Genomic DNA, 26,006 nt, shown 5'->3' on the forward strand with positions numbered 1-26,006 from the left:
TATGAGAGGAGATCACCCCCATGGGTTCACTTAGTGGCAAAACACTGGTTGTTGGCGCAGGCGGCGTATCCCACGCAGCAGTGCACAAGATGGCGATGAACTCGGACATCTTCACCGAAATCACTCTGGCCAGCCGCACGAAATCGAAATGCGACGCCATCGCCAAAGCAGTGAAAGAGCGTGTGGGCGTTGATATCGCAACCGCTGAACTGGACGCCTATAAGGTTGAAGACACGGTCAAGCTAATCAAGGAAACCGGTGCGGAAATCCTCGTGAACCTCGCCCTGCCCTATCAGGATCTGGTGCTGATGGACGCGTGTCTTGAGGCTGGCATCCACTACCTCGACACCGCGAACTACGAGCCCGAGGATGAGGCCAAGTTCGAATACCACTGGCAATGGGCCTATCAGGAACGCTTCAAAGCGGCTGGCCTGACCGCCATCCTCGGTTCAGGCTTCGATCCGGGCGTGACCAGCGTGTTTGCCAAATGGCTCAAGAAACACAAACTGGACACAATCCGCCAGATCGACGTGCTGGATGCCAATGGCGGTTCGAACGATCAGGAATTTGCCACCAACTTCAACCCCGAGATCAACCTGCGCGAAGTGCTGGCCGAAGTCCGCCACTGGGAAGGTGGAGAATGGAAACACTCCCCCGCCATGACTCACAAGGTCGAGTTTGACTTCCCCGCCATCGGCCCCAAAAACATGTACCTGATGTATCACGAGGAACTGGAATCGTTGTCGACCCACTTCACCGAGATCGAACGCGCCCGCTTCTGGATGACCTTTGGCGACGCCTACATTACCCACGCAAAAGTGCTGGAAAACGTCGGCATGACCCGCATCGACCCGGTGATGCATGACGGCAAGGAAATCATCCCGATCCAGTTCCTGAAAACCCTGCTGCCCGATCCCGGCGATCTAGGCGCTGAAACCAAGGGCAAAGCCTGCATCGGCGACATCGCGACAGGTCAGGCCAAGGACGGCTCGGGCGAAAAGACCTACTACATCTACAACATCTGCGACCACGAGGAATGCTATGCCGAGGTCGGCTCCCAAGCTGTCAGCTACACCACCGGCGTCCCTGCGATGATCGGCGCGGCGCAGGTGCTGAAAGGCAACTGGACCGAGCCGGGTGTTTGGAACATGGAACAGCTGGACCCGGATGATTTCATGGACATGCTGAACACCCACGGTCTGCAATGGCAGGTCCACGAACTCGACGGCCCGGTCGAGTTTTAACTTCATCTTTTCCTAAATACTCCGGGGGTCCGGGGGCAGCGCCCCCGGCCTCTCCACAACACGGAGACGCCGGTTATGTCCGACATGATGACCACACAAGCCGGAGACGCCGGCGCGTTCCGCAAATTCGACCTCACCCGCGTCCCCACGCCCTGCTTTGTGGTCGACGAAAAAGCCGTCGAGCGCAACCTGACCATCCTCTCCGACATTGGCAAGCAATCCGGCGCGCATGTCCTTAGCGCGCTCAAGGCGTTTTCGATGTTCTCGCTGGCCCCACTGGTGCGAGAGCACCTCGGCGGCACCTGCGCGTCCGGCATTTATGAGGCCCGTCTGGGCCGCGAAGAATACGGTGGCGAGGTCGCAACCTTCTGCGCCGGGTACAAGGACAGCGATATTTACGAAATCCTGTCACTGTCCGACCACATCATCTTCAACTCTCCGGCTCAGAAAGATCGGTTCCTCTCCAAGGCGCAGGCTGCGGGCGTTCAAGTCGGCTTGCGGATCAACCCGGAACACTCCGAAGGCGAGATTCCAAAATACGATCCCTGCGCCCCATGTTCACGTCTTGGCACTCCGGTCAGCCAACTAACCGCCGAAACCATGACCGGTGTGGACGGGCTGCACATGCACACCCTCTGCGAACAGGGATTTGGGCCACTGCAACGAACGTGGGAGGCCGTTGAACCTAAACTCAAACCCTTTCTGGGTCAGCTCAAATGGCTCAACTTCGGTGGCGGTCATCACATCACGCGTGACGACTATGACCGCGTGGGTCTGGTGAAACTCATCAAGGACATTCGCAAGACCTACGATGTGGATGTCTATCTCGAACCCGGTGAAGCCGTCGCGCTGGATGCCGGTATTCTGGTCGGAGAAATCCTCGACCTTCCGACAAACGGCATGAACCTTGCGATCACCGATATCTCGGCCACCTGCCACATGCCCGATGTGATCGAAGCGCCCTATCGCCCCGCCCTGATGGACGAGGCCGAGGCAGGTCATACCTACCGGCTGGGTGGTCCGTCTTGTCTGGCCGGTGACGTGATCGGGGACTACACATGGGACAAACCGCTGGAAATCGGCCAGCGGTTCGCATTTCTCGATCAGGCCCATTATTCCATGGTCAAGACCAATACTTTCAACGGTGTTCCCCTGCCCACCATCGCCTTGTGGAACAGCGAAACGGACGAACTGAAAATCATCAAGCAGTTCGGCTATGACGACTTTAAGGACCGCCTCTCATGAGCATTTTCCTCGATAGTGAACTGACCGAAGCCGAGCGCACCGAAGATGCCCGATTTCGCGTTATACCGGTGCCGCTGGAACGCACTGTGTCCTACGGCTCGGGTACTGCCAAAGGCCCCGAAGCGATCATCGAGGCCAGCAACGAGTTGGAACGTATCACTGGCCATGCCGAACCCTGTGTCGAGGGCATCTTCACCGAAGAACCACTGAACTGCGACGGCCACCTGCCCGATGTCATGGAACGCCTCGCCCAGCGCACCGAAGCTGCTGTTCGTGCGGGCAAAGTGCCGGTGACCTTGGGCGGAGAGCATTCGCTCAGCTACGGCGCAGTCATGGGTGTGGCGCGCGCGTTGGGCCAGCCAATCGGAATCGTCCAGATCGACGCCCACGCCGACCTGCGCAACGCCTATCAGGGTGAAAGGCACTCCCACGCCTCAGTCATGCACTTGCTGGCCGAAGAAGGCGTCCGGCTGGCTCAGTTCGGCGTCCGTGCCTTTTCCACCGAAGAGGCCAAGAGCCGTCTGAAGAACCACGTTTTCCACGTGGATGCCGAGGAACTGGTCACCGGAAACATCCACGCGGTCGACCTGCCCGAGGATTTCCCCGAACTGGTTTATGTCAGCTTTGACGTCGACGGTCTGGACCCGTCCCAGATGCCCGCAACGGGAACGCCCGTGCCGGGAGGTTTGGGGTATTATCAAGCCTTGCGTCTGGTCGAACACGCCTTGAAAGGCCGCACATGTGTGGGCTTCGACGTGGTCGAACTGGCCCCGGACGGCAATGCCGCCTGGGACTTTACCGCCGCGCAGATCGTCTATCGCCTGATGGCTGCCTGTTAACCCTCGGACGTTTCGTTCAACTCCATATGCCCTTCGCCTTTGTTCAGGACACGGCGCAGCATGGGCTCGAAAAACTCAAGCGGTTTGGTCGGATAATCCGGGTCGAACGCTTTCTGATCGTATTCGTGACAGAAATAGCGGCAGTCCTCCCAATAGGGGCTGTCGCGGTATTTATCGCGCGCGTTGCGATCACCGCCAAGGTGATGGTTGTAGTAATACCCCTGAAACACGCAGTGATGCTTGAGAATCCAGTAGGTCCGCTCGCTGACATAGGGCTTCATCATCGCCGCCGACAGCTCACCATGGTTGTACGGCGACAGAATATCGCCGGTGTCATGGATCAGGGCCGCGACCACCAATTCTTCATCTGCTCCGTCCTCATACGCACGCGTCGCAGCCTGCAGGCTGTGTTGATAGCGGTTCACGGGATAGGGTGTCCATTCCTCATCCAACGACCGAATGGCGTCGAGGATACGGTCAGGCAAAGCGGCATTATAGGCCTCTTCGTACTCCATAACGGCGTCCCAGTCGGCCTTGGTCGCTTCTTCAAAACTGGTCCAGGTGGGTTTATGGCTTTTGTCCAGCATGGCTGATCCTCCGGCGTGTTTCCTGACCTAACGAATACCGCAGCTTTGCTGTTCAAAAAAATGAATTGATTTTATCGCTTTGATGAAAAAATACTTTCAATATGCAAACCAAAGCTCTTGAGACATTTCTCTGTGTTGCCGAAACCGGTGGTTTCCACGCGGCGGCCCGTAAGTTGAACGTCACTCAGACAGCTGTCAGCGCACGCATTCGCCTGATCGAAGAAGAAACCGGCAGGCCGTTGTTCACACGGGGTGCCGGGGGTACGGCTCTGACTGAATTCGGCCGGCAATTCAAACCTTATGCGGAACAGATGCTTTCTCTGTGGGCTTTTGCTTCGCACGATTTGCCGATGCAGGCGCAAAGCCGCCCGGCGCTGCGCTTGGGGGGGCAACTCAGCATTTGGGACCCATTGCTGGTGGACCTCGCGGTACGCTTTGAACAGCGTTTTGACAAACTGTTGTTGACGCTGAACTACGATCACGATCTCGACATGGTTGAAGCAGTTGCAACTCATGTGTTGGATGCAACCGTCACCCATGAAAAACCCACGGACCGGCGTGTCACTTGGTGCGAATTGGAGCCTGAGGTTTTGTCATTGGTACAAACGCCGAAGAAAGACGACGCTGAAGATGATCTGGTTTTCGTCAACCTTGAGCTGGGCGAGGTTTATCAGGATCACGTGAGATCCGCCGCACGACGAGCGTCCGGGCAAACGCTGTTTCTGGGCAATTGCATGATGGCGCTGCGATATGTCCTGAAGCGTGGGGGATGTGGCTATTTCCCTGACTACGTCATTTCGGACCACCTCATCTCAGGCGAACTGGAACTAGTCAAAAACAGCGTCGCCTTGCCATTACCGATGTATCTGGTTACGCGCAGTGACCAGCCCGAGTTTGACGAACTTCGCAGTTGTCTGGCGGATCTGCGTGCCTAAGCGGGTGTCGACATCGCTTTGTCTGAACGCGCTTGTTTGCGCAGGATAGGACGCCCCGCTACCAGCAGGAAGACACCTGAAATTAGCACCCCCATTATGGCAGGCAGATAGAGCAAAATCCAAAGCTTGGGATCATCTATGACGACCGGTGAAACAAAACCGCGAACACCTTCAAGCAGCACCAGAATGGTGAACGCACCTAGGATTTGTGGCCAAAGCCCGAACCGGGAAAAACTGCCCAGCATCAGTGTTGAATACCCAGCCAAGGCAACGGCGACACAGATAGCAATCCAGGAAAACCGCTGGTGCAGTTCTTCGACCAGCTTGCCTTCGCTATACCCTTCGGCGGCGGAAATCTCAGCACGATCTTGGATCAGTTCAAGCGTTGGAATGGCTTCGAGACTGCGTTGGGCCATCGGGCTGGAGTTGGTCAACTCCGATATGTCATAAGACGCATCCTGAAACAGGGTCGAAGACAACCGCCTCCCCTCTTTGGTCAGGCGCAGTGCTATACCGTCGACCATAACAAGGTGAATGCCCGTGTCATTGTTGACCAGATAAGCTGTGGCACTGGAATAGCTGACGGCGTTTTCCTGATCGCGCCGGTCCGAAACGAATACCTCATGCAGCGTTCCATCCAGATCAATACGCCCGATATACACCGTGACATCTTCAGCGGGGTGCAGAAACTCGCCTTCGTTCAACAGCTGGGCTGTCACATCCCCTGCGACTTCGGCTTGCCGGATTTCCAACTGCTCGACCGAGGCAGGACGCAGGAAAACACTGATGGCCGCCATCATCAGCCCGGTAATCGCACCAAATAGAATAACAGCACGCGCCAACCTGCGTGGGCTGGAGCCTGTGGCCAGCATCACTGTCAACTCACTTTCGCGGCTAAGACGGTTGGTGGCGTAGACTGCTGCTGCAAAAACCGCCATTGGCATGACCGTGCGGATCAGGGTAGGCAGCGTCAGCGCGGTAAACTCGAGAAAAACCATTGCCGATTGCCCCCCGCTGATGACGCGGTCGAACAGGCTGACTGAGCGGGTAATCCAGAACACACCCACCAGCACAAGGGTAAAAAAGCCGAACAATATCAGCAATTGCCGCAGGAAATATCCGTCAAAACGCGACATGGGCCCTCGTGCGTGTGTTTGTGTATTTGCAGCGGACACTAGGGCATTCCGTCGGCAGAGGAAACAGGGATTGGCCGCCTGCATCGCGGGATATGCGTGTTGCGATTTACTGTCAGCGACAACTGCCCTTCTTTTGGAAAGACAGGGAATTTTGAAAAAATGTCACTTCGTGGCACATTTCACAGATTACTTGGAATGGAGTTTGAAGCATGGCCCTGTTTTTTTCCCGCCGTACATACAATGCACAAAAGAAGAAATTCACCTTAAAGCCTGCCGCAAAGACCAGATACGTACACATCACCCAACAAAGTCCTGGGGGTAAAATTCGCAAAGGCAGCATCATCAAAAAAGCCAAATGGCTGGATCTGGTCCGCCAGGAAGGCGGAGACTCTGACGTCCTGATCTATGTCCACGGGTTCAATACAAGCCAGAAGAGTATGCTGGACCGGCTTGCAAAAATTGAAAGCAATCTCAGGTCCGACGGGTATCAGGGGGCGGTCGTCGCCTTTGACTGGCCCAGCGACGGATCGGTTCACGCCTACGACTCGGATCGTAACGATGCCAAGGCTGTAGCCCCACATCTGGTCGGGGACGGGATTTTGCCGCTACTGGGAATGTCTCCTCGGCCTAAAGTACACATCATCGCGCATTCCATGGGGGCTTTGGTTGTCCTGCGCGCATTCTCGGACTTCGGGGATGCCGCCGGACCCGGCAACAAGATCTGGTCCGCGGATCAGGTCGTGTTCGCGTCTGGTGATGTCGATGCAAAGTGGTTGGAAAAAGGCGCCTGGGCTGATCTGGTTCTGAAGAAGCGCAGCAAGCGGTTCACCAACTATTACAGCGGCAAAGACCAGGTTCTGGCCCTGGCCGGGGGGATTGTACATGGCGGGCGTCAGCGTGCGGGTCGCGTCGGGATGCCCAAGCTGACCTCGAAAGGTCATTGGGATATATTTTGCGACCACCAATATTTACGAGAGGTTCCCAAAGGTCAGCGCAAGTTGATGAAATCTCATCGCTGGTGGTTCGACAGCAACGGGTTTTATCAGGACCTCGCCCTGACGATCGACGGTCATCCGGCAAAAACGATGCCGACGCGACAGAAAACCAATATCGGAGATCAGGCGCTGGTGGTCTGACCACTCGGTTGCCCAACCTCTCTTTGGGGCTGAAGCGCTGTCGCAAAGTTAACTGGACATGAACACCGTTTTTGTTTGCGTTCACATGGCCGCTGCATAATGTACAATGCGGAGGTGGCCTATTAGCTTGCCATGTCCTTTTGCGAAACGGTTTTGACTGCTTGCGGAGCATTGACGCCAATGCATAAACCTTCGACCCCAGAAGCTGCGGCACTACACGCTCACATACTGAAGAAGAGCGACGCGGAATACGATATCGCAATGTGGGCCGCGTGTGCGTTGGCGGAACTTCATATGAAAAGAACTGATTTGTTTCAGGATTATCGGCAAATTTGGGAAGAGAAACTGGGGGTCGTGCCTCAGCCCGAGAAATCGGATTGACTTCAAACTCTGCGGAAAAGTTCTGAAACTCTCCCAAGACCGCCGACGGTGTTTATGCCTATGTCACGCGCACAGAACTCGCGTGGGCTGCATACACATCCCGGTCAGGTTCTCGCTTGGGATTAAAATGGCAGGGGCAGCAGGGTTCGAACCCGCGACCTACGGTTTTGGAGACGGCAGCGACCCTACGGGATCGTTGATTTTATTAGCTTTTTCTGAGCTGGGTTCAGCGTTTGCAACGCATTCCACGAAAACCACCTATCCTCGCGTTACACGAAGCGTTACACGCATTGATCCGCCTGAACGTTCGGCTCGACCCTGCACCCCAATATTGTCGCGCACGATGCTCCTTTGTTTCTCTCCGAACTTCGCAGTTTTTTTGATCTTTCGGTCGCGGTATTGTTCCCTATTACTTTAGGGTAAGGACCTATAAATAGGCCCCAACCTCAAAGACCGCTTCTAACAACAGCAGACGTTCGACAAAACCGGAGCAATGACCGAGTTGCGGACAAAACAGACATGGCGAGGGTTTTGGTCAGATGCGCACTAAGCTTCATTCAGCGGTCATTCAGCCCGCTCATGCTCTGCATCCGCAAAGCCAAACAATTGAAGCTTGAATAGTTAGATACTTCACCTTTGACCGGCCCAGTTCGCCAAAACGGATCTGAGAGATAGCTCTATCTGTCCTTCGCACCAGACGTTGCCCCAACGGTTTGCCTGATCGGTACGCAACGCTGAAATGGCTGGGGTCGCAGCAATTCGATTTGAAAGCGCCAGCACGTTCGGAGCGTGCCGGGCAACGATATCCTGTAACTCAGGTAGTTTGTCGTTGATAGTAACCCACAATGCGGCACACGCCAGATCTGCCACTCCCGGTTCCGGTGTTCCCAGCAATGTTCCGTGACGACCTGACAGGCCGTTCCGCCGCCCTAGTTCCTCGAAAATTTGCAACCATCGCGGAAGACGATCCGCAACGAAGGGCTCCCAGCTCTCGTCGGTCCACATGACAGTTCCACAATGGCGGGTCAGAGCGTGGATGACATCCACGCAATCGCTCAGAACTTTCCGGGTCAGCGCGTCGTCCGCCGATGTTCCCGGCATTAACCCCAAAACCTCACCTAGGTAACTGCTAATTGCAGGTGCTTGCGAAACCCACAAGTTTTCCTCGCGATCATGCAGAACTGGGGGGCCCATAAAGGGTAGCGGCTGATCGGCGACAGTTTCTTGGTAGAGCGTGAAAACGGCATCCCGGTCGGGCTCGCTCCACGTCACACCGGCATGGGCGAGTATGTATCGCGCAAACTGCGCGCGAAACGGGATGGGCCAATAATACAGGACAAAGCGTTCGGTCATCGTTCACCCACTTCCCGACTTAGCCATTGCGGATCACGGTATTGCCCAAGCTAGAACGCGAATGCTTTGTCTGTCCAGTTTCTGGCCACCGGTAAGTTGAGCAGTCCAACGTCAATCGCCGCTTTGGGCTCGTTGCATTCATTCGCCGCGTTAAGCACGAAAGACCGCTATGCGGACAAAGCTGCTGTTGTTTATGGAACGCAGTCGCTCTTGACTGTCCGCTTTGCAAAGTCATTCAATACTTAATGACCAAATGCGTGAAACGGGATGGTGAAGATGCCACGTGATACGAAATTAATCCTATGCCCGATAAACCTTCGTCACGTCAGATTGGACTACAGCGCCTACGAAGAAGCAATCGCAATGGCCAGGCGCAGAGAGGCGCGGCTTCTCGTAGTGACAGTTGCGCCAGAAATGGAGCGAAACTTGAACATTCGCGACTCTGTCGGCTATTGGAGCGAGCAATTGGAGAAGTTTGTGAAAGATCACCCGGCGGAAGGCGTCGAACTAGAAACTGTTGTTCGAACCGGTGCAGTGCATCGCCAAATCGTAAAGCTCGCCGATGAACGCAACGTGGATATGATCGTGATGGAGGCGGCCAACCCAAAGATACAGGATTACCTGCTGGGAACGACCGCCAGCCACGTAGTAACTCATGCCAGTTGCTCGGTTTTTGTAGTTCGAAACTAGTCGACTCGAAAACCTCGGCAAATCGATGTGATGGCTCCCTTATATCAGGAAGCCATCATTGATTTTGTCCGCTTGCTACAGCTTTTTGTACTCGGATCGCAGAGCCAGCCACAGACAGTAGCACATAATGAGGATCACCAGTGTAAATGGAATCCCCATTGATACGGCAGCCCCTTGGAGGGCGTTCAATCCGCCGCCAAGCAGAAGCGCAATGGCAACCAAACCTTCCAGAGTGCACCACCAAACACGCTGAACAACGGGCGCATCCAGTTTACCGCCTGCGGTGATCGTATCAATAACCAACGACCCTGAATCAGATGACGTGACAAAGAAGATCACAATCAAAATCAGCGCGATCGGGGCGACGATATTGTACAGAGGCAACTCCTTGAGGAAGCCGAACAGGGCGCCTTCTGGCGCGTAGCTGTCGATGACGGTTGCTTTGACGCCTTCAGCGCTACCCGCATTCAGCATGTCAATCGCGGCACCTCCAAAAGTGGACATCCACAATGCGCAGACCGCCGTAGGAGCAATAAGGGCACAGAGAACAAACTCACGCACCGTACGACCCCGAGAAATTCGGGCGATGAACATTCCCACGAAAGGAGACCATGCGATCCACCATGCCCAGTAGAATGTCGTCCACCCATGGAAGAAGCTGGTATCCTCTCTGCCGAAGGGATTGGAGAGCGCAGGTAGCAGCGTGACATAGTCAACCATGACTGAAACGTAACGAGCAATTGCAGCCGCCACTCCGGTCACCGCGATCACAAAAATAAACAGACACACAGCCATTATCATGTTGATCTCGGACAGCCGTTTCACACCTGCATCCATTCCCAACAAAACAGATCCAAGCGCAATAAGTGTGATCGCGACAATGATGATGACGGTCAATGTCGGGGAAGGCGTGATGCCAAACAATTCATTCAAACCCGCGGCAACCTGTTGAGCCCCAAGGCCCAAAGAGGTGGTCAGTCCGAAGAGGGTCGCAAAAACGGCTAGCGTGTCGATGACATGCCCCCAGAAGCCCCAGACACGTTCACCAAGCAGTGGAAAGAACGCCGACCTAAGCGTCAGCGGCAAATTCAAGTTGTATGCGAAAATTGCCAGTGCCAGACCCACTGCAGCGTACACGGCCCAGCCTTCGAGACCCCAGTGATGGATCGTCCCAACAACACCAATATACTCATTGCCGGGCTCGCTGATGTCGATGTTTAAGGGTCGCGCATTCCCATCTTCCGAGAAGTTGTAGTACACAGGCTCCAAAACACCGAAGAACAGAAGACCGATCCCAATCCCTGCAGCAAACATCATTGCGATCCAACCCGCATACGAGTAGTCGGGCTTTGCGTCTTTTCCGCCAATTCTGACCTTTCCGACCGGCAAGACAATGAGCGCCAGGCAGAACAAGGTGATCGCATTCACCGACAACACCAGAAACCAATCAAAGGTGCTTGTCAGCCACGGCCGCAGCCAACCAAAAAATGCTGCGGCAGCTTCCTGGTTGGCCAATGCCACGATCACGAAGCCCAAGATCAGCAAACCAGAGACGATGAAGACAGGGTTATGGATATCCAACCCGAGAGGTCTGATGTTGTCCTGTCCGAGTTCATATTCGGTCTCGAAATCCCAGACGCGAGGGTCTGGGTCGAGCATCTTTTTTTGACTTGTATCTGACATTTTGCCTCCCTTAGCACTGTGTTATGCGTCTTAGCGTTGCACAACCTGCGGCAATCTGTCCAACACTGTGTCGAACACAGGTGCCACAATAGACGGAGTTCAAAATACTAGCGCAGCAAAGATTATGAACAGAACCAGTCAAATCGGCTTTCAAAAGCGAAGAATTTCAACAGGATCAATTTGCCGCGTACCAACCCAGCCATTCGCGCGAAAACGCCGAGACCTGCAAGACTTTGCGACACGGTTTTCTGTGGCCTGTGTAGCCAGCTCAACTGCAACGCAGCCCCCCCACCTAGGTTAAGTCCACTCCTGGCTAAAAGCCCCAGCGTCTTCGCGGCTAGCTCGTTTGCCTCGGGCAGTTCGACTGTCGGTTGGGCAGAGTGGGCGAATTAAATTAGCTTGCTTTTGGCGTTGCCACGACAACTCCAATGCTGCTTCCCTAAGATGTCTGCTTTGGGCTCGTAGCAGCCGTTCGCTGCACCTTGCTTGAACGTCCACCTTGCGGACAGAGCAGACATCGAGCGACGAGCAAATTGCATAGGACATGACGCCTGTATACAGCACCACCGCAAGGTGAATGACATTGGAGCAGGTCTTGAGGTGCTTGATTGGCGATCTTCATTTCATAGAGTAAATGCTGCGAAAGCCCCTGCCCGCCTCAACTCAAGTTCTTCTGGAAAGACCCCACCTTACGTCATTTACAAATTAATACATTCATTTTATTGATTGTTAATGGATCGAAATGAGTTTTCACGACGCACATTCATGTATAGCGCCACTTGTATCGCAGCGCTTGGAGTTCAATCCAAGATCGGGTGGGCAGAGTTACAACTCGGTGCTTCGGCTCGGATTACAACCATTTCAGATGGGTACCTGTCATTGCCTTCGGAAATGGTCTTTGGCGCCATGCCGAAGGAAGAGCTCAGGCAGCTTTTGGACAACTACAAGGTGGACGCGACCAAGTACGAGCCAGAGTGCAACGTGGCACTTTATCAAGATGATCAAAACTCCGTGCTGTTCGATGTGGGAGCCGGGCCAGATTTCATGCCCACTTCTGGTAAGCTTTTGGAGGCTCTTGAAACAACCGACCTGTCGCCCGAAGACATCTCGCACGTGATCTTCACCCATGCGCACCCGGATCACATTTGGGGCGTTTTGGATGATTTCGGCGACCTTCTGTTCCCCAACGCCACGCATCACTTTGGCCGTAGTGAGTGGGATTATTGGTGGAACCCCTCAACGGTGGATACCATTGGAGAAGATCGCGCTGCGTTCGCAGTAGGCGCAAAACGGCGTATGGAAGCAATTGGGGATCAGGTCGCGTTCTTTGACGACGGGCAAGAGATCCTTCCCGGTATTGCCGCACGCGCGAGCTTTGGACACACTCCCGGTCACATGGCGTTTGAAATTCGCAGCGGGGGTGAAGCCGTGATGATTGTCGGCGATGCGCTGGGAAATCCACACGTAGCTTTTGAACGCCCCGACTGGCACAGCGGCACGGATCAGGATCCGCAGGCGGCGGCAGCAACTCGGAATTCACTGCTGGATCAGATTTCACACGAGCAAATGAAAATAATTGGTTTCCACCTGCCGAATGGTGGAATCGGCCGGATCGAGAAGACTGGGTCTGCTTATAAGTTCATTGGAGAACAATAATGATGCGATCGCTGGCAATTTTCTTGGCCCTAGCCACACCAGCTTGGGCAAGCGAGGATATTGCAGACCAATACCCGCAAAGTGTGCTGTATTCCAAACCGGTCGAGTACATCCCCGGGGTCTATTCCGCCATTGGCGCAACCGCCCCGCCGACCTACGAGAACTCTGGTCACAACAACAACCTCAGCTTCATAGTTACCGGAGATGGCGTGATCGTCATAAACGGCGGCGCGGCTTATGTGCTTGCCGAAGCGCTTCACCAGGAAATTCAGGCAATCACGGATCAGCCGGTTAAGTTTGTCTTCAACGAGAATGGTCAGGGGCACGCGATGCTTGGCAACGCCTACTGGTCAGAGCTCGGTATTCCGATCATCGCCCATTCGGATGCTGCGGCTCAATTCGAGGAATACGGCCCACAGATCCTTGAAGGAATGCAGCGGTACAACCAGGACAAGGCGGAAAGAACCTTCCTGGCAGGCCCAACCGAGACATTCGAGGATGAATACGTGGTTGAAATGGGTGATTTCCGGATTGAGGCCAAATATCTCGGGCCGGCCCATAGTCCCGGCGATATCTCGATTTGGCTGCCGAACCGAAGCCTTGTTATCGCGGGTGATATGGCTTTTCACGAGCGAATGCTGCCGATCTTTCAAGAGACCTATACAGCGGATTGGCTTGAAACATGGGACAACGAGTTCGAAGCTTTGGGAGCCAAATATGTCATCCCCGGACATGGTCATCCGACGAACATGGATCAGGTGCGCCGTTATACGCGCGACTACCTGGTCTACCTGCGCGGTAAGATCCAAGAGCACATGGATGCCGGCGGCGATCTGGCAGAGGCTTACTATGTCGATCAGTCACCGTATGCCCATTTGGACACGTTTGAGGAACTGGCGACAAAAAATGCCGGGCGGGTATTTGAGCAGATGGAATTCGAATAACTCAAGACGTTTGAGGAACAGAAATTCGGCGCATTAACCTATGCGTGCTGATCGCTCCAACCCACATGAAGAAAACGGCAAGCCAAGCCGTCAATGACAGGGCGGACCCTCCTGAAAGCCCTGCACCCACGGCGCAACCTCCGGCCAGCATGGCTCCAAACCCCATGAGGACAGCTCCAACAAGGTAGCGCTCCATCGGAGCATCCGGACCAAAACGTTCGATCTTCCACTCCCCTGCAGTTAGGGCCGAGCCTGCGGCACCAATTGCTACGCCTGGAACAAGGCCGGTACCGAAGGACAACACGACGTTTCGCTCGGCAACCAACGCCATCAGTGTATCCGTAGCCGGTCCGGTGAACGTGACTGACGAAACAGGCACGACTTCAAATGATGCTTGCGCGATGGCATATGTCATTAACCAGCCAAGCGCCACCGCCACGCCAACTCCTGCGGCTGTTACGATCCTGATTGGCGCGACTCTCCGGGGGAATGCGAATGCAATTGCCGACACCAATCCCAATACTGCAACGGCTGTATAAGCCACTGGCGAAAATCCAAGTATTTCTGAAAGATCTCTCGAGGCGCCCCCTGAGACAGTCCAGATCCCGGAAAGCAATTCGCGGGCGGGACTAAGAACGCCCGTGTAAGCAGCCTGAGCCACTAAGGTTAAAACCAATCCTGTAATCAGGGCGCGCAGATTACCGCAGGAGGCCAATACCAACAGGCGAGATGCACACCCACGCGCCAGAACCATACCAACGCCGAACATCGCTCCGCCAATTATTGCGCCGCTGAGACTGCCCGTCGACGCAATCGCGCGTGTCTCGGAAAGGTCTAACCACTCAAACGCGACAAACGCCTGCACTAAGGTGAGCGTTGCAGTGAAGGCGATTAGCCAGACAGCCAGGCGAGGACCAAGCTCGCCTTTGGCGACTTCGATGGTCGACGCTCTCAAACAAAAGTGAGACTTCTGGGCCGTCACGCCGAACAAGATACCGACAAGCGCGCCGGCAAATGCCAAAGCGCCAGGGTCTCCCAACAAATCGATGAGTTTTTCCATCAACAGAGACTCTCACTTGGTTGCTTGCGCGTCCTTGTCTTCGGTCAAGTTGTCATTGAGCGGCCATTGGCCTGCGCGCCAATTGGCATTGTGTCCATAGCTCACCCAAGGCAGCCACCAGTCGATCCACGTCGTCGGTGGAATGCACTGGGGAAGGTGTAATCCGTAGACGTTCCGTTCCCTTGGGGACGGTTGGATAATTGATCGGCTGGATGTAAATTCCATAGTCACGCATCAGCACGTCAGAGATGAAGCGACACTTGACCGGATCGCCGACCATGACCGGAATTATGTGACTTGGGTTCGGTGTATGCGGAATGCCCAGATCGTCCAGCCTGTCTCGCACCTCGCGCACGCGCTGCTGGTGTAGATGTCGTTCCGAATGGCTTTGCTTCAGGTGCCGAACCGAAGCAGCAGCTCCTGCGGCCACGGCGGGAGGCAATGCAGTGGTAAAGATAAAACCACTGGCAAAGGATCGGACAAAATCCACCAGCTCTTTCGACGCCGCGATGTATCCACCAACTACGCCGAACGCTTTGCCCAATGTCCCCTCAATGACGGTTAGCCGATCCATCAGGCCTTCGCGCTCAGCTATGCCTCCGCCGCGCGGCCCATAAAGCCCAACCGCGTGAACCTCATCCAAATAGGTCATCGCGCCATAGCGATCCGCCAGATCACAGATCTCGGCAATTGGTGCAATGTCGCCATCCATGGAATAGACGCTCTCAAACGCAATGAGCTTCGGTGCATTGGCAGGTAATTCAGCAAGGTGCCTTTCAAGGTCCGCCACGTCGTTGTGTTTCCAGATACGCTTCTGGCACCGACTGTGGCGAATGCCCTCGATCATCGAGGCATGGTTCAACTCGTCAGACAGGACTGTGATGCCAGGAATGCGAGACGCCAAAGTTCCCAGTGCGGCCCAGTTCGAAACGTAACCGGACGTAAACAGCAACGCAGCGTCCTTGCCATGCAAGTCAGCAAGCTCTTGCTCCAGCAAAACATGCTGGTGGGTCGTTCCAGAGATATTACGCGTTCCTCCCGCCCCGGCACCAACCTCATCAATCACCTTGTGCATTGCTGCAATAACTTTGGGGTGCTGACCCATCCCCAGATAATCGTTTGAGCACCACACAGTAACTTTCTCGGGGCCATTTTCCGCGTAGCTACGCGCCGTCGGGAACGCGCCACGCTGCCTTTCGAGATCCGCAAAGACCCGGTAGTTCCCTTCCTCCTGAAGCCGGTCGAGTTGACCACGAAAAAACTGCTGATAGTTCATTTCAGTTCCCAACGGCTTCTTCTACGATCCCGGACAACAGAGTCTGAACCGTTTGCATTGGTCCATCAGGATAGCTTCGGTATCCAACCATCACGCCATCGTCGCCTTCGGCTACAAAAATCCCATACGGGCAGAAGCCAATATTCATCGGGTCTGCTTCCATCACTTCACGCGAGATTTTTGCCGAGCAGAAGATGAAGATGTCTGCAGCTGCAAATATCTGTTTGTCGCTGCCGACATCAGCGCCTGTTCGATTCAACATGTCGCCGACGTGGCTTACATAGTCGATGACCAGTCCCTGTCCCACAATCGCGGACTCGACGGCGAATGTTGCATCATCAAAACTGCCGTCGAAGGGTACAGTGATGATCTCTTCTGCAAGCCCTTGGCTCGCCAGAACAGTGGAAAACGCGGCTGCGGCAATAAAGTGTTTCATGGTTTTAGTCCTCCTCCTGAACCGCATTTTCTCAGATTGATCATCGGGGTCTTTGACACCGGTCAAAGCCCCCGATTGCCTCAACCAAACATGTCCGACGTGATACCGGCGTACCAACCCAGTGACTCTTCGTAAGTCGCTTTTCTCAAATCGGCATCTTCACCGGTTTGACTGATAAAGCCATCGACTTTCGCGATCTTTTCTGGCGTCGCCTCATAGGTTGCGCCAACCTTAACGCCATCATCGGTATCGATCAGCGACCAGCATGTGTTCGAGAACTTGGCCGGGAAGACTTTAGACCCGGTCAACGCACCTCGTACCGCATTCGCACATACTTTCGCCTGGCTGTTTGCCGAAAAACCGGATTTCGGCATGTCACCCTGTTGGCTGGCATCTCCAAGAACATAAACGTCCGGATCGGCTTTGGAGGACATGTCCGCAGCGTTTACTGGTGCCCAGTTGCCGTCGGTTACTCCCGCCATTTCCGAAATGCGACCTGCTTTCATCGCTGGGATCACATTGCAGACATCGACTTTTGTCTCTTCACCGTCGATGGTCACCGTCATTGCATCCGGATTCACGGATACATTGCCACCGCCGAAATCTTCGCCGATCCAGTCGACCATTCCTTCGTAGTTGTTTCCCCAGCCTTCTTGGAACAAAGCCATTTTCGAGAATTTCGGCTTCGGATCGGCTACAATGATCTTTGCTGTTGGGTTGTTTGCCTTCAGGACGTGCGCCACCATCGAAACCCGTTCATACGGCCCGGGCGGGCAACGGTACGGGTTGGGAGGAGCGACCATCGCGAAGGTACCCCCTTCGGGCATCGCCATGATCTGCGCTTTCAAAAGCTCTGTTTGAGAACCAGCTTTGTAAGCATGCGGCATTTTATTTTGGGCCGAGAGGTCCCAGCCCTCGACCGCACCATCAACAAAGTCGATACCCGGGCTCAGGATCAGCTTGTCATAAGGAACTGACCCGCCACCGGCCAAAGACACCGTCTTAGCGTCGCGGTCGACCCCAGTGGCCCAATCATGCACGACGTTTATACCGTAGTTCGCGGCAAGCGTGCCATAGCTGTGGGCTATGTCCGATAGCTCCTGAAAACCTCCCAAATAAAGGTTTGAGAAGAAACAGGTGTAGTAGGTCCGAGACGGCTCGATCAGCGTCACGTCAATCTCACCTTTGCTGTCCTTCGCTATGTAACGCGCGGCAGTCGCACCGCCCGCACCGCCGCCGACAACCACTACACGGGGCTTGCCTTGAGCCAGCACCATCGGAGCAGATAGCCCAGCGGCCACTACCCCGGCAGCTCCAAGAAATACTCGTCTATTGAGTGTCATCGCGTTTCCTCCCCTTAGACACTGTCACTCTGGATTATTGAAGTATGCGGCCAATGCCGCGATTTCGTCATTGCTCAGCCGCCCGGCGATCATTTGCATGACCGGATGTGGCCGCTGTTTGTCCTTGTAAGCGTGCATAGCGACCACGAAGTCCTCGTCAGGCCAATACACAATCGAAGGAATGCCCTCATCGCCTCCTTCAATCTGGTGGCATGTTGTACATTCGCTGCTGAGATATGCGCCGTACTCAGGATCTCCTTGTATCGCCAGGATCGCGGGATCGATCGAATGATCCGTTCCTTTCGCCGTTGGGTCCGCTTCTGGGATGTCCTGAGGATTGTCAGAAAACGCCCGCAAATAGGCGACCACGTTGGCTCGGTCTTCCGGGTCCTTCAAACCGCGAAAACTCATCCTCGTACCTGACGCAAATGCGCGTGGATTTTCGATGTAGGCGGACAGTGTGTCAGCGTGCCATTCCAGACCTGAGTTACCCGCGCGCACAAGACTCTTGGAGTAGTTAAACCCCTCGAGACCTGCGGCTTTCCGACCAAAAACACCATTCAAGTGCGGCCCAATTTTGTTTTCGGCTCCTTCTCCAACCTGATGACAGCCTTGGCATTGGGCGAACACCACTTTCCCTGCTTCCGCGTCGCCAAGGTCTTCTGTTGCGTGGGTCGATGGAGCGATCGGAACCAATACCGTTGCGCAGGTTAAAAGGAACGACCACCGCATGATCAGCTTCCGAACGACTTTAGATAGACGATCACAGCTTCAATATCGTCTGGTTTCTTAAGCCCGGCGAAAGACATGCGCGTGCCTTTCATGTAGTCTTTGGGTTTTGTCAGGAAGGCCGCCATTTCTGCATCAGTCCAAATAAGACCTGCCTCGGCTGCAGCGTTCATAGCTTTGGAGTATTTGAAACCTTCTACCGACCCTGCGTTGGACCCAATAATTCCGTTCAAGGCTGGTCCCGTGCTATGCTTTGCACCTTCACCGACCTGATGGCAGGACTTACACTTCTTGAAGACCTTTTCCCCGGCGGCGAGAAGGTCCGCTGATTGGTCAGACTCTTCGATTTCCTGAACAGCCAGTGTTGCGGCGGCCTCTTCCTCAGGCTTTGGCGCTGCGGCTGGAATGAACGAGGGCCCTTCCGCCGTGAACGTCGGCAACCCGTCAGCGCTGGCTTCATTCATGACCGAATTCGAACCGCCTTCTGGTGGCGTCTCAACCAGAAAGACAGAACGCATAGTAACCGCTGCCTCTGTTTTGCAGTTCTCCATGCAAGGCTCTTCTCGCCATTCCGCGTATTCCGTCTCGGGTCGAACATCGACAACAAAACCGTCCATATTGTACATCTCGAAATCGGCGAAGTTTTCGTTGCTGAGAACGAAATCGTCATTCACCAGATCATTGGAATAAAGGATGTAGGCGACAATCGCGTATGTCTCGTCCGCTGTCAGCGTGCCCGCTTCACCAAACGGCATCGACCGAGAAATGTAATCCCAGGCGGTGGACAAATGCGGCCAATAAGACCCAACGGTTTTTACAGGATCTTCATCTGCAAGCGTATCGAAACCACCTGCCAGAACAGGCCAATTGTCGGCACCTTCGGCAAATTCGCCGTGACAAGACGCACACCGGTCGACAAACACTTCTTCTCCGGCCCAGACATCGCCTGATCCAACCGGCAAGCCACGCCCGTCGGGCAAGACGTCAACGTCCCATGCCGCGATCTCTTCCTCCAGAGCAGGACGTCCAAGCCCATAAGTGTCATCCTGGCTGGGCGCGGGTGCGGTCAGGTTCGTACCATTTGCAATCCGTTCCGCAGCGGCCGCTTGAATTTCTTCGACTTTGGTCTCGAGTTCAACTGCTCGGCTGGCCTCCGCTTGCGCATTTTCTTGGGCTGCGGCTGCATGCGCCTCAACCTGACTGATCCGGGTTTCCAAGGTTTCTATCTGCGATTGGCCGTAATTCCGGTTCGCAATAGCCACAGCCGCCGCAAGCACCAACGCTGTGCCACCGAATACCGGCAGGAAAACATGACTAAGAGACTTCGACATTCTCAGCGATCCCTTCTGCGCTCACGTACCAAGTCTGGATACAGTTGTTGTGGTAGACCGAGTTTTCTCCGCGTTTTTCGCGCAGTTGGTCTTTGGTCGGCTGCACATAGCCGGTCTCGTCTATCGCCCGGGCCTGCAAAAGCATTGGAGCTCCGTCCCAGTTCGTATCGAGATAGAAACGCGTCAAAGCCTTGCTGTCGCCCTGCTTGCCAAGACGCGCTGTCTCCCAGGTAATCCCACCGTCCTTGGACACATCGACCCGCGTAATTTGCCCGTGGCCTGACCAGGCAAGCCCGGAAATGACCAAGGGTCCCGGTCCGTGATTGATGGGCATTTGCGGGCTGGGTGAAGTAATGACGGATTTTGCATCCATCACCCAAGTCCATTTTTGGGCTGTGCCATCGGCGTAGACATCGGTGTACTTTGATGTTTCTTCCCGGCTTTCGACCGCCATATCGACGACCTCGATGCGGCGCAGCCACTTGACCCACATGTTGCCTTCCCAGCCAGGAACAACCAGTCGCACGGGATATCCGTGCTCCATGCGCAGCGCTTCACCATTTGCCTTGAAAGCCACCAACACGTCATCCAGTGCTTTTTCCATCGGAATGGAGCGACCATTGGATGACGCATCTGCGCCTTCAACATAGACCCATTTGTCTGGTGAGATATCAGCGCCTGCTTCCTGCAACAGCGTACGCAGCGGAACGCCGGTGTACTCCATGTTGTGAAGCATGCCGTGGGTGAACTGGACGCCGTTGAGTTGAGCACCCGCCCACTCCATACCGGTGTTTGCCGCACATTCACAGAAATACACATGGTTTTCGCGCGGGAAACGCTCGATGTCGTCGTAAGTAAATACAAGCGGGCGATCGACCAACCCGTTGATCATCAGGCGATAATCCTCCTTGCGCAGCTCGATCGCGCCCGAGTGATGGCGCTCAAATGCGCAACCTTGCGGAGTGATCGTACCATCAAGCGCGTGGATTGGTGTAAAGTTGATCGACGAAATCGGAGAGGCGGTCAGCCATTCCACATTGCGGCGCACAACATGGGATTCAAAACTGATCGGCATACCATAAGGTGACTCATCGACACCGGCACCCGTGTAAGACGCCCAATCCTGAAGCTCTGTTATCAGTGGGTCGGGCGTGTCTGCCGCTGCCGCACCCGCAACTGATCCTGCGGCTACCGCTGCACTGCCTTTCAGGAAGGCCCGGCGGGACGGTTTGAACGCGTCGTCCATATCTCTTAGGTCTCCATTGATTTCTTAAGCGCCGACAACATCGACACTGGTGTTCTCTTGCACCGTCACGGTGCCAAGGTTGCGAATGTGGTTTTCGACTACATCCCAGATCGGTGGACCTTCAGTGCCTTCATTGACACTGGCCCAACCAGCCACGACGTAGGTTTTCGATGGATCAATAGCTTCACCCGTTTTGAGCAAAGTCATTTCGCTGATCCGTCTCCCTTGTGGTTTGGTCACATCGATGCGGTAGCCAAGCCCACCGACACGGACCATATCGCCGCCCTGCTGATAGTAGGGATCGGGATTGAACAGGTTGTCACCGACATCCTCAAGGATCACATGTATGAATTCGCCCGTCATTTCTGTGCGATAGGCATTGGGATACGACATCGATGTGACGTTCCAAATGTCCTCACGCGTAATTTCCTGTCCCGGCAGGATTGAGGGTCCCCAACGGACGCCAGGCGACATCGCGATGTCTGCCTCACGCTCTTTGATCAGTGCATCGCATATCAGGTCATCCCAGGTGCCGTTAAAGTTGCCGCGGCGGTAGAGCAACGAATCCGTTTTGCCAATCACCTCACTCAGCGCAGCCTCGTACGGCGCGCGCTGATCATTTATCAGAGCAGTGATCGCAGGATCAGGAGCGATGACGTCCGAGAAGATCGGGATCAGCTTGTGCTTCAGCCCCATCATCTGCCCGTCCCTCACATCAAGATCCACTCGGCTGACGAATTTGCCGTTCGAGCCAGACGCGATGATATGCGTTTTACCGACCAGAACCGGCTCGGGCAGCGCGTCATGCGTGTGACCGCTGAGGATCACGTCGATCCCTTGCACCCGACCTGCCATCTTCTTGTCCACGTCAAAGCCATTGTGGCTGAGGACGACAACGACATCGGCACCGGCATCGCGAACCTCGTCCACCATGGCCTGCATGTTTTCATCCCGGATACCGAATGAATATTCTGGGAACATCCAGCCTGGGTTCGCGATTGGCATGTAAGGAAACGCTTGCCCGATCACTGCGACCTTTGCACCGCCCCGATCAAAAAACTTATAGGGTTGGAACAATTCTGCAGGTTCGTCCCACTCGGTATCAAAGATGTTCTGACCCAAGGCCGCAAAGGGCAAACCTTCGACGATTTCGTTAACCCTGTCGCTGCCCAACGTGAACTCCCAATGGAAGGTCATTGCATCGGGTTTAAGCGCGTTCATGACATTGACCATGTCCTGACCGGCCGTCTGATAGCAGGTGTAAGAACCGTGCCATGTATCGCCCCCGTCCAATAAAAGGGCATCGGGACGGTCAGCACGAATGGCGTTGATGACAGTTGAGACCCGGTCCAATCCACCGACCCGACCGTAGGTCCTGGCCAGCGCAGAGAAATCATTGTAGGTCAGCGCATAGGCCGACGGGCTTCCATCTTCGATCCCGTAGGCCTTGCGGAACGCCTCCCCTGTGACATGCGGCATCTGCCCTCGCGCATCGCCAATACCAAGGTTTATCTCGGGTTCGCGGAAATAGATCGGTTTGAGTTGCGCGTGAATATCGGTGACATGTATCAGGCTGATATTTCCAAAGGTCTCGAACTCCAACAATTGATCCTGCGTTAAGCTTTGCTGCGCGGCAAGTCTGGCCCAGTTGCCGAACCCGGACACCCCGTACAAAGCCGATGCAGCCATTGAAACCTGCAAGAAGTCACGTCGAGAAATCATGTATCAGTTTTCCTATAACACATATAAATGTGTGAATGTTATTTACCTGGAAAAACCCGCGCAGGACACTGTCCACGCGGGTCGTTCGTTATTGCCGTACTGCAGGTGTTTCGACTGAAAGTCCGTTGCCACGCGAGGCCACATAAAGCTCAAGCGCGCGAAACTCGTCCGATCCTTCGGCAAAAGTTTCCGCCCGCGTATCGCGAATACAGCCGCGGAAGCGATTGTGGCGCGAGATCAGCTTGGCTTGTTTCAGACGATATGTCGGGAACCCGTTGATCATACCCTGGCTCAGGTGGTCGGCACGGATCATGTTGCCCCAGTTGTCTTCATGACAATTGGCACAGCTCAGCTCCAGCTGACCATAGCGGGTATAATACATCTCCTTGCCCTGCTCCCAAAATGGGGCGGCATCGCCATCAATCGCGACATTCATTGGCATCCCGCGTGATTGCAGACCGATCAAAGCGACCATGCCCTGCATATCACCCCCGGACCATTTCCAGGCATCGGCTTCCATGCGGTCCGTGCGGCACTTGTTGATCAGATCTTCCATGACGACCAGCTTACCAGTTTCGGCATCCACCTTCGGCATGGACGCCTGCAATCCCTTGAAGCTTTCCACCCCATCGTGGCATGAGGCACAGCTCTCGCCAGCGGCACCATCAACGGTCTCGAAGAGATCGGTGGCCTGATCGACGAAGATCATTGCGGGGTTGTCGAAGTCATCAATTTGAAGCGCTTGCGTTTCATCCGTGCGAAAATGCCAACCCGAGTAGATCGTGTCCAAATTTTCCAGATGTGCCGGAGCTTCAGTAACCGAAGTCATGTCCAACTCATCATTGATCACCAAATTGTCTTCGTCCGGTCCAGCCATCGCTGCAGCCGGGAAAACCAGAATTGCCGCGATCGCCGTAAGTGCCTTGGTATTCATTGCGTTCCTCCCTTGGTGGATCAGCGCCAACTCCTCCTACCAGCGCTGATCTGCCTTAGTGGTCGAGCCGTCAGGCGATCTCGATCGTTTTCTTCTCATCGTAGACAGAGCCGTCATCATCGAACCAAGTGAATACAAACTCACCAGCCTCGGGCACAGTCGCTTCGAACTGGAAGTACGGGTTGGTCGAAATCGCCGGCTCCATCGTCACATCCACCACCATTTCTCCATTAAACTCGCAGGTGAAACGGTTGATGATCGAACGCGGGATGACGTTGCCTTCTTTATCCTTACGCTGGCCGCTTTCCATTTTGTGGCTGATCAATGTCTTGATCGTAACGGTTTCGCCAGCAGCGGCTGTCTTTGGAACCTTGACGCGGGGTTTTACACCGGAAGCCATTGGTTAATCTCCTGTTCTTCGAGGCATGCGTGGCGATCAGCCGCCGCAGCCGCCGATTGTCACTTTTACGGTCGCAGACGCTTTGGCAAAGCTGCCATCTGCCATCTTCGCCACGGCAATGACATCCTGCGTTCCGGCAAGCCGGATGCGGGTTGATGCGGCTTGCTCAGCAGCCAAAGGACCGAAATTGAAGGTTGCGACGCCCGGTTCGGGGTTACCTGCAGCCACGATGAGAATTGCAGCTGCGCCCGGAGCACTAACTTCGATAGGTACAGTATTACCGTTTTCTGCGATTTCCGGTGCAGTCAACGTAACACCGCCGTCAGCCACATCTGCCCCGCCTGTAAATGCCGCAATGGCATCTTCAGCAGCTGCATTTGCCCGAAGCGGCATAATTGTCAGGAACGCGGCGCCCAGCCCAAGGGCCAGTGTCTCGCGGCGAGAGAGTTCCATTTTCAATCTCCTTTGATTCTTCGAAAATCCGCGCCTGAAAGCGCAGCTATTCTTCTTTCAGGGTCGCTAGAAACGCGACCACATCCTCGATTTCTTGTGCTGTCAGGATCGACGTCAAAGGCGCGGTTGGGGCTTTTCCGGTATAGGCGTCGCCCGGGCGGATATAGCCGTCATCCTTGTAGAACGCAGGCATCACCGTGCCTTCGAACGTCATCTTGGCATTTGCGACCAATCCGCGAAGTTCTGCTTCGGTCCAACGATCACCGGCGCCATCCAGCATCGGACCAACTTCGCCATGGAACGGGATGTCGGCCAAAGCCGAAACCGCGTGGCACGCGACGCAGTTGCCTTTTGACTTGTCCCCAACGATGAGCGCGCCATTAGCCGCATCGCCAGCAGCACCGGTCAACGAAGCCTCAATGGCACCATAGTCGTCATAGTTTACGTCTTGCGGGTCTGTTTCTGCCGCAAATGCGGCAACGCCTGTCATTGCGCAGACCAATGTTAAGAGTCTCAGCTTCATGATCCCTCCCATTTGCTAACGCGCCGACGGCGCCTTGCGACCCAAAGCCTTTGTGTACCGTAGTCGACGAGTACCAGTTGTCGCAACATTAAATTCATAATAATGAATTTTTTTATTTATAACGGCAGCACTCAATCCTGAGAAACATTGTTTCGCTCTTGAATGCGCCGCGCATGATACCGTTGGAAATCTTCACCATTATCAAGCTCATATCGTTTTTCATCGACCCAGGTGAAAAGGTCTAAGGTTGTTCCCTTTGAGAACGCTCCGGGCATAACAGCGACCGCAGCATCGATGGCTGTCGCGTCCTCTGGCACCTCTTCCGGCAGAAATACGAGCGTCGGGGTGAACAGAATCCCCCATTTTCGCATCAGCGCTCTTTGCTCATTTTCTTCCCCGTCAAAGTCGATGGCCGCGGTGCTGCCATGCAAATCCAGTTGGACGACAAAGAAATTCTCTTCGATGAACGCTGCCAGGTCAGGCTGGGGGAACACCTCTTCATGCATTTTCTTGCAATAGATGCAGCCCTGCTGCTCAATGAATAACACAAGCCGTTTGTCCTCGCTTGAGGCCTCTTCGAGATCCTCTCGGAGGTCTTTGAACGTGTCGCGCATCCACGGCGTTTTATGTAAACCGTCGTCACCCAGTTCAGCGGCGGAAAGTGCCCCGCCGATCAGACAAGCGATCAATACTGTCAAAAATCGTTTCATGTCTTCCTCCCGAA

Annotated in this window: 25 protein-coding genes; 8 read left to right on the forward strand and 17 right to left on the reverse strand. The window is 54.7% G+C overall.

Annotated elements, in window-relative coordinates; genetic code table 11:
• Positions 1-20 precede the first annotated feature (20 nt).
• The 3 genes from ACXADZ_RS20425 to speB all read left to right on the forward strand — a co-directional run bounded on the left by ACXADZ_RS20425 (position 21) and on the right by speB (position 3,328).
• Positions 21-1,244, forward strand: a complete 1,224-nt coding sequence (locus ACXADZ_RS20425) for a saccharopine dehydrogenase family protein (RefSeq protein ID WP_475199409.1) — start codon at positions 21-23, stop codon at positions 1,242-1,244.
• 75 nt (positions 1,245-1,319) lie between these two features.
• The gene (gene nspC / locus ACXADZ_RS20430) at positions 1,320-2,489 is read left to right on the forward strand and encodes a carboxynorspermidine decarboxylase (RefSeq protein WP_171669539.1); all 1,170 of its coding nucleotides are present in this window, start codon (positions 1,320-1,322) and stop codon (positions 2,487-2,489) included.
• On the forward strand, positions 2,486-3,328 hold the full coding sequence (speB, locus tag ACXADZ_RS20435) for an agmatinase (protein ID WP_475199412.1): 843 nt from the start codon (positions 2,486-2,488) through the stop codon (positions 3,326-3,328). The genes nspC and speB overlap by 4 nt, the downstream gene beginning before the upstream one ends.
• On the opposite strand, the gene ACXADZ_RS20440 is transcribed toward speB, so the two are convergent.
• Entirely contained in the window at positions 3,325-3,915 is a 591-nt protein-coding gene (locus tag ACXADZ_RS20440) for an HD domain-containing protein (protein WP_171669537.1), read from the reverse strand. The genes speB and ACXADZ_RS20440 overlap by 4 nt on opposite strands.
• A gap of 101 nt (positions 3,916-4,016) precedes the next feature.
• Here ACXADZ_RS20440 and ACXADZ_RS20445 point away from each other — a divergent pair, with 101 nt between their 5' ends.
• Positions 4,017-4,850, forward strand: coding sequence for a LysR family transcriptional regulator (locus ACXADZ_RS20445; RefSeq protein ID WP_475199413.1), 834 nt, complete (start codon positions 4,017-4,019; stop codon positions 4,848-4,850).
• On the opposite strand, the gene lptF is transcribed toward ACXADZ_RS20445, so the two are convergent.
• Positions 4,847-5,986, reverse strand: a complete 1,140-nt coding sequence (gene lptF, locus ACXADZ_RS20450) for an LPS export ABC transporter permease LptF (RefSeq protein WP_475199415.1) — start codon at positions 5,984-5,986, stop codon at positions 4,847-4,849. The two genes, ACXADZ_RS20445 and lptF, sit on opposite strands and share 4 nt — an antisense overlap.
• A 209-nt stretch (positions 5,987-6,195) precedes the next feature.
• On the opposite strand from lptF, the gene ACXADZ_RS20455 reads away from it, so the two are divergent.
• A complete protein-coding gene (locus ACXADZ_RS20455) occupies positions 6,196-7,122 on the forward strand; it encodes an alpha/beta hydrolase (protein ID WP_475199417.1) in 927 nt (308 codons plus the stop codon).
• 1,011 nt (positions 7,123-8,133) lie between these two features.
• Here ACXADZ_RS20455 and ACXADZ_RS20460 read toward each other — a convergent pair.
• A complete protein-coding gene (locus tag ACXADZ_RS20460) occupies positions 8,134-8,856 on the reverse strand; it encodes a glutathione S-transferase (RefSeq protein ID WP_475199418.1) in 723 nt (240 codons plus the stop codon).
• A gap of 276 nt (positions 8,857-9,132) precedes the next feature.
• Between ACXADZ_RS20460 and ACXADZ_RS20465 the strand changes: the two genes are divergently transcribed.
• Positions 9,133-9,546 (forward strand): universal stress protein, encoded by a 414-nt coding sequence (locus ACXADZ_RS20465; RefSeq protein ID WP_475199421.1) that lies wholly within the window; start codon positions 9,133-9,135, stop codon positions 9,544-9,546.
• A gap of 75 nt (positions 9,547-9,621) precedes the next feature.
• Here ACXADZ_RS20465 and ACXADZ_RS20470 read toward each other — a convergent pair whose 3' ends face one another.
• Positions 9,622-11,229, reverse strand: coding sequence for a BCCT family transporter (locus ACXADZ_RS20470; RefSeq protein ID WP_475199422.1), 1,608 nt, complete (start codon positions 11,227-11,229; stop codon positions 9,622-9,624).
• 765 nt (positions 11,230-11,994) lie between these two features.
• On the opposite strand from ACXADZ_RS20470, the gene ACXADZ_RS20475 reads away from it, so the two are divergent.
• A complete protein-coding gene (locus tag ACXADZ_RS20475; protein WP_475199424.1) occupies positions 11,995-12,885 on the forward strand; it encodes an MBL fold metallo-hydrolase in 891 nt (296 codons plus the stop codon).
• A gap of 2 nt (positions 12,886-12,887) precedes the next feature.
• Positions 12,888-13,829 carry an MBL fold metallo-hydrolase gene (locus tag ACXADZ_RS20480; RefSeq protein WP_475200139.1) on the forward strand — a complete coding sequence of 314 codons (942 nt, stop codon included), beginning with the start codon at positions 12,888-12,890 and terminating at the stop codon, positions 13,827-13,829.
• 1 nt (position 13,830) lies between these two features.
• Here the strand turns inward: ACXADZ_RS20480 and ACXADZ_RS20485 are convergent, their stop codons facing one another.
• The 13 genes from ACXADZ_RS20485 to ACXADZ_RS20545 all read right to left on the reverse strand — a co-directional run bounded on the left by ACXADZ_RS20485 (position 13,831) and on the right by ACXADZ_RS20545 (position 25,992).
• Positions 13,831-14,889 carry a YeeE/YedE family protein gene (locus ACXADZ_RS20485; protein ID WP_475199426.1) on the reverse strand — a complete coding sequence of 353 codons (1,059 nt, stop codon included), beginning with the start codon at positions 14,887-14,889 and terminating at the stop codon, positions 13,831-13,833.
• Between the two features lie 52 nt (positions 14,890-14,941).
• Positions 14,942-16,165, reverse strand: a complete 1,224-nt coding sequence (gene hemA, locus ACXADZ_RS20490; RefSeq protein WP_475199428.1) for a 5-aminolevulinate synthase — start codon at positions 16,163-16,165, stop codon at positions 14,942-14,944.
• A gap of 1 nt (position 16,166) precedes the next feature.
• Positions 16,167-16,601: a DUF302 domain-containing protein gene (locus tag ACXADZ_RS20495; RefSeq protein ID WP_475199430.1), complete on the reverse strand. Its 435-nt coding sequence runs from the start codon at positions 16,599-16,601 to the stop codon at positions 16,167-16,169.
• Between the two features lie 80 nt (positions 16,602-16,681).
• Positions 16,682-17,944 (reverse strand): FCSD flavin-binding domain-containing protein, encoded by a 1,263-nt coding sequence (locus tag ACXADZ_RS20500; RefSeq protein ID WP_475199433.1) that lies wholly within the window; start codon positions 17,942-17,944, stop codon positions 16,682-16,684.
• A gap of 24 nt (positions 17,945-17,968) precedes the next feature.
• Complete coding sequence (locus ACXADZ_RS20505) at positions 17,969-18,676, reverse strand: c-type cytochrome (protein WP_475199435.1); 708 nt, start codon at positions 18,674-18,676, stop codon at positions 17,969-17,971.
• A 2-nt stretch (positions 18,677-18,678) separates the two neighbouring features.
• Entirely contained in the window at positions 18,679-20,004 is a 1,326-nt protein-coding gene (locus tag ACXADZ_RS20510; RefSeq protein WP_475199437.1) for a c-type cytochrome, read from the reverse strand.
• Positions 19,988-21,250 carry a sulfite dehydrogenase gene (soxC, locus tag ACXADZ_RS20515; RefSeq protein ID WP_475199441.1) on the reverse strand — a complete coding sequence of 421 codons (1,263 nt, stop codon included), beginning with the start codon at positions 21,248-21,250 and terminating at the stop codon, positions 19,988-19,990. The genes ACXADZ_RS20510 and soxC overlap by 17 nt, the downstream gene beginning before the upstream one ends.
• Positions 21,251-21,274: 24 nt before the next feature.
• Positions 21,275-22,972, reverse strand: a complete 1,698-nt coding sequence (soxB, locus tag ACXADZ_RS20520; protein ID WP_475199446.1) for a thiosulfohydrolase SoxB — start codon at positions 22,970-22,972, stop codon at positions 21,275-21,277.
• 88 nt (positions 22,973-23,060) lie between these two features.
• Positions 23,061-23,906, reverse strand: a complete 846-nt coding sequence (soxA, locus tag ACXADZ_RS20525) for a sulfur oxidation c-type cytochrome SoxA (RefSeq protein WP_171672338.1) — start codon at positions 23,904-23,906, stop codon at positions 23,061-23,063.
• A 70-nt stretch (positions 23,907-23,976) separates the two neighbouring features.
• On the reverse strand, positions 23,977-24,306 hold the full coding sequence (gene soxZ / locus ACXADZ_RS20530) for a thiosulfate oxidation carrier complex protein SoxZ (RefSeq protein ID WP_171672336.1): 330 nt from the start codon (positions 24,304-24,306) through the stop codon (positions 23,977-23,979).
• A 36-nt stretch (positions 24,307-24,342) separates the two neighbouring features.
• Positions 24,343-24,759, reverse strand: coding sequence for a thiosulfate oxidation carrier protein SoxY (gene soxY / locus ACXADZ_RS20535; RefSeq protein WP_058275041.1), 417 nt, complete (start codon positions 24,757-24,759; stop codon positions 24,343-24,345).
• Between the two features lie 46 nt (positions 24,760-24,805).
• Positions 24,806-25,282, reverse strand: a complete 477-nt coding sequence (gene soxX, locus ACXADZ_RS20540; RefSeq protein WP_171672330.1) for a sulfur oxidation c-type cytochrome SoxX — start codon at positions 25,280-25,282, stop codon at positions 24,806-24,808.
• 131 nt (positions 25,283-25,413) lie between these two features.
• Positions 25,414-25,992 (reverse strand): thioredoxin family protein, encoded by a 579-nt coding sequence (locus ACXADZ_RS20545; protein WP_475199456.1) that lies wholly within the window; start codon positions 25,990-25,992, stop codon positions 25,414-25,416.
• Positions 25,993-26,006 lie beyond the last annotated feature (14 nt).

It is taken from the genome of Ruegeria sp. ABM4_193 (assembly GCF_056158705.1).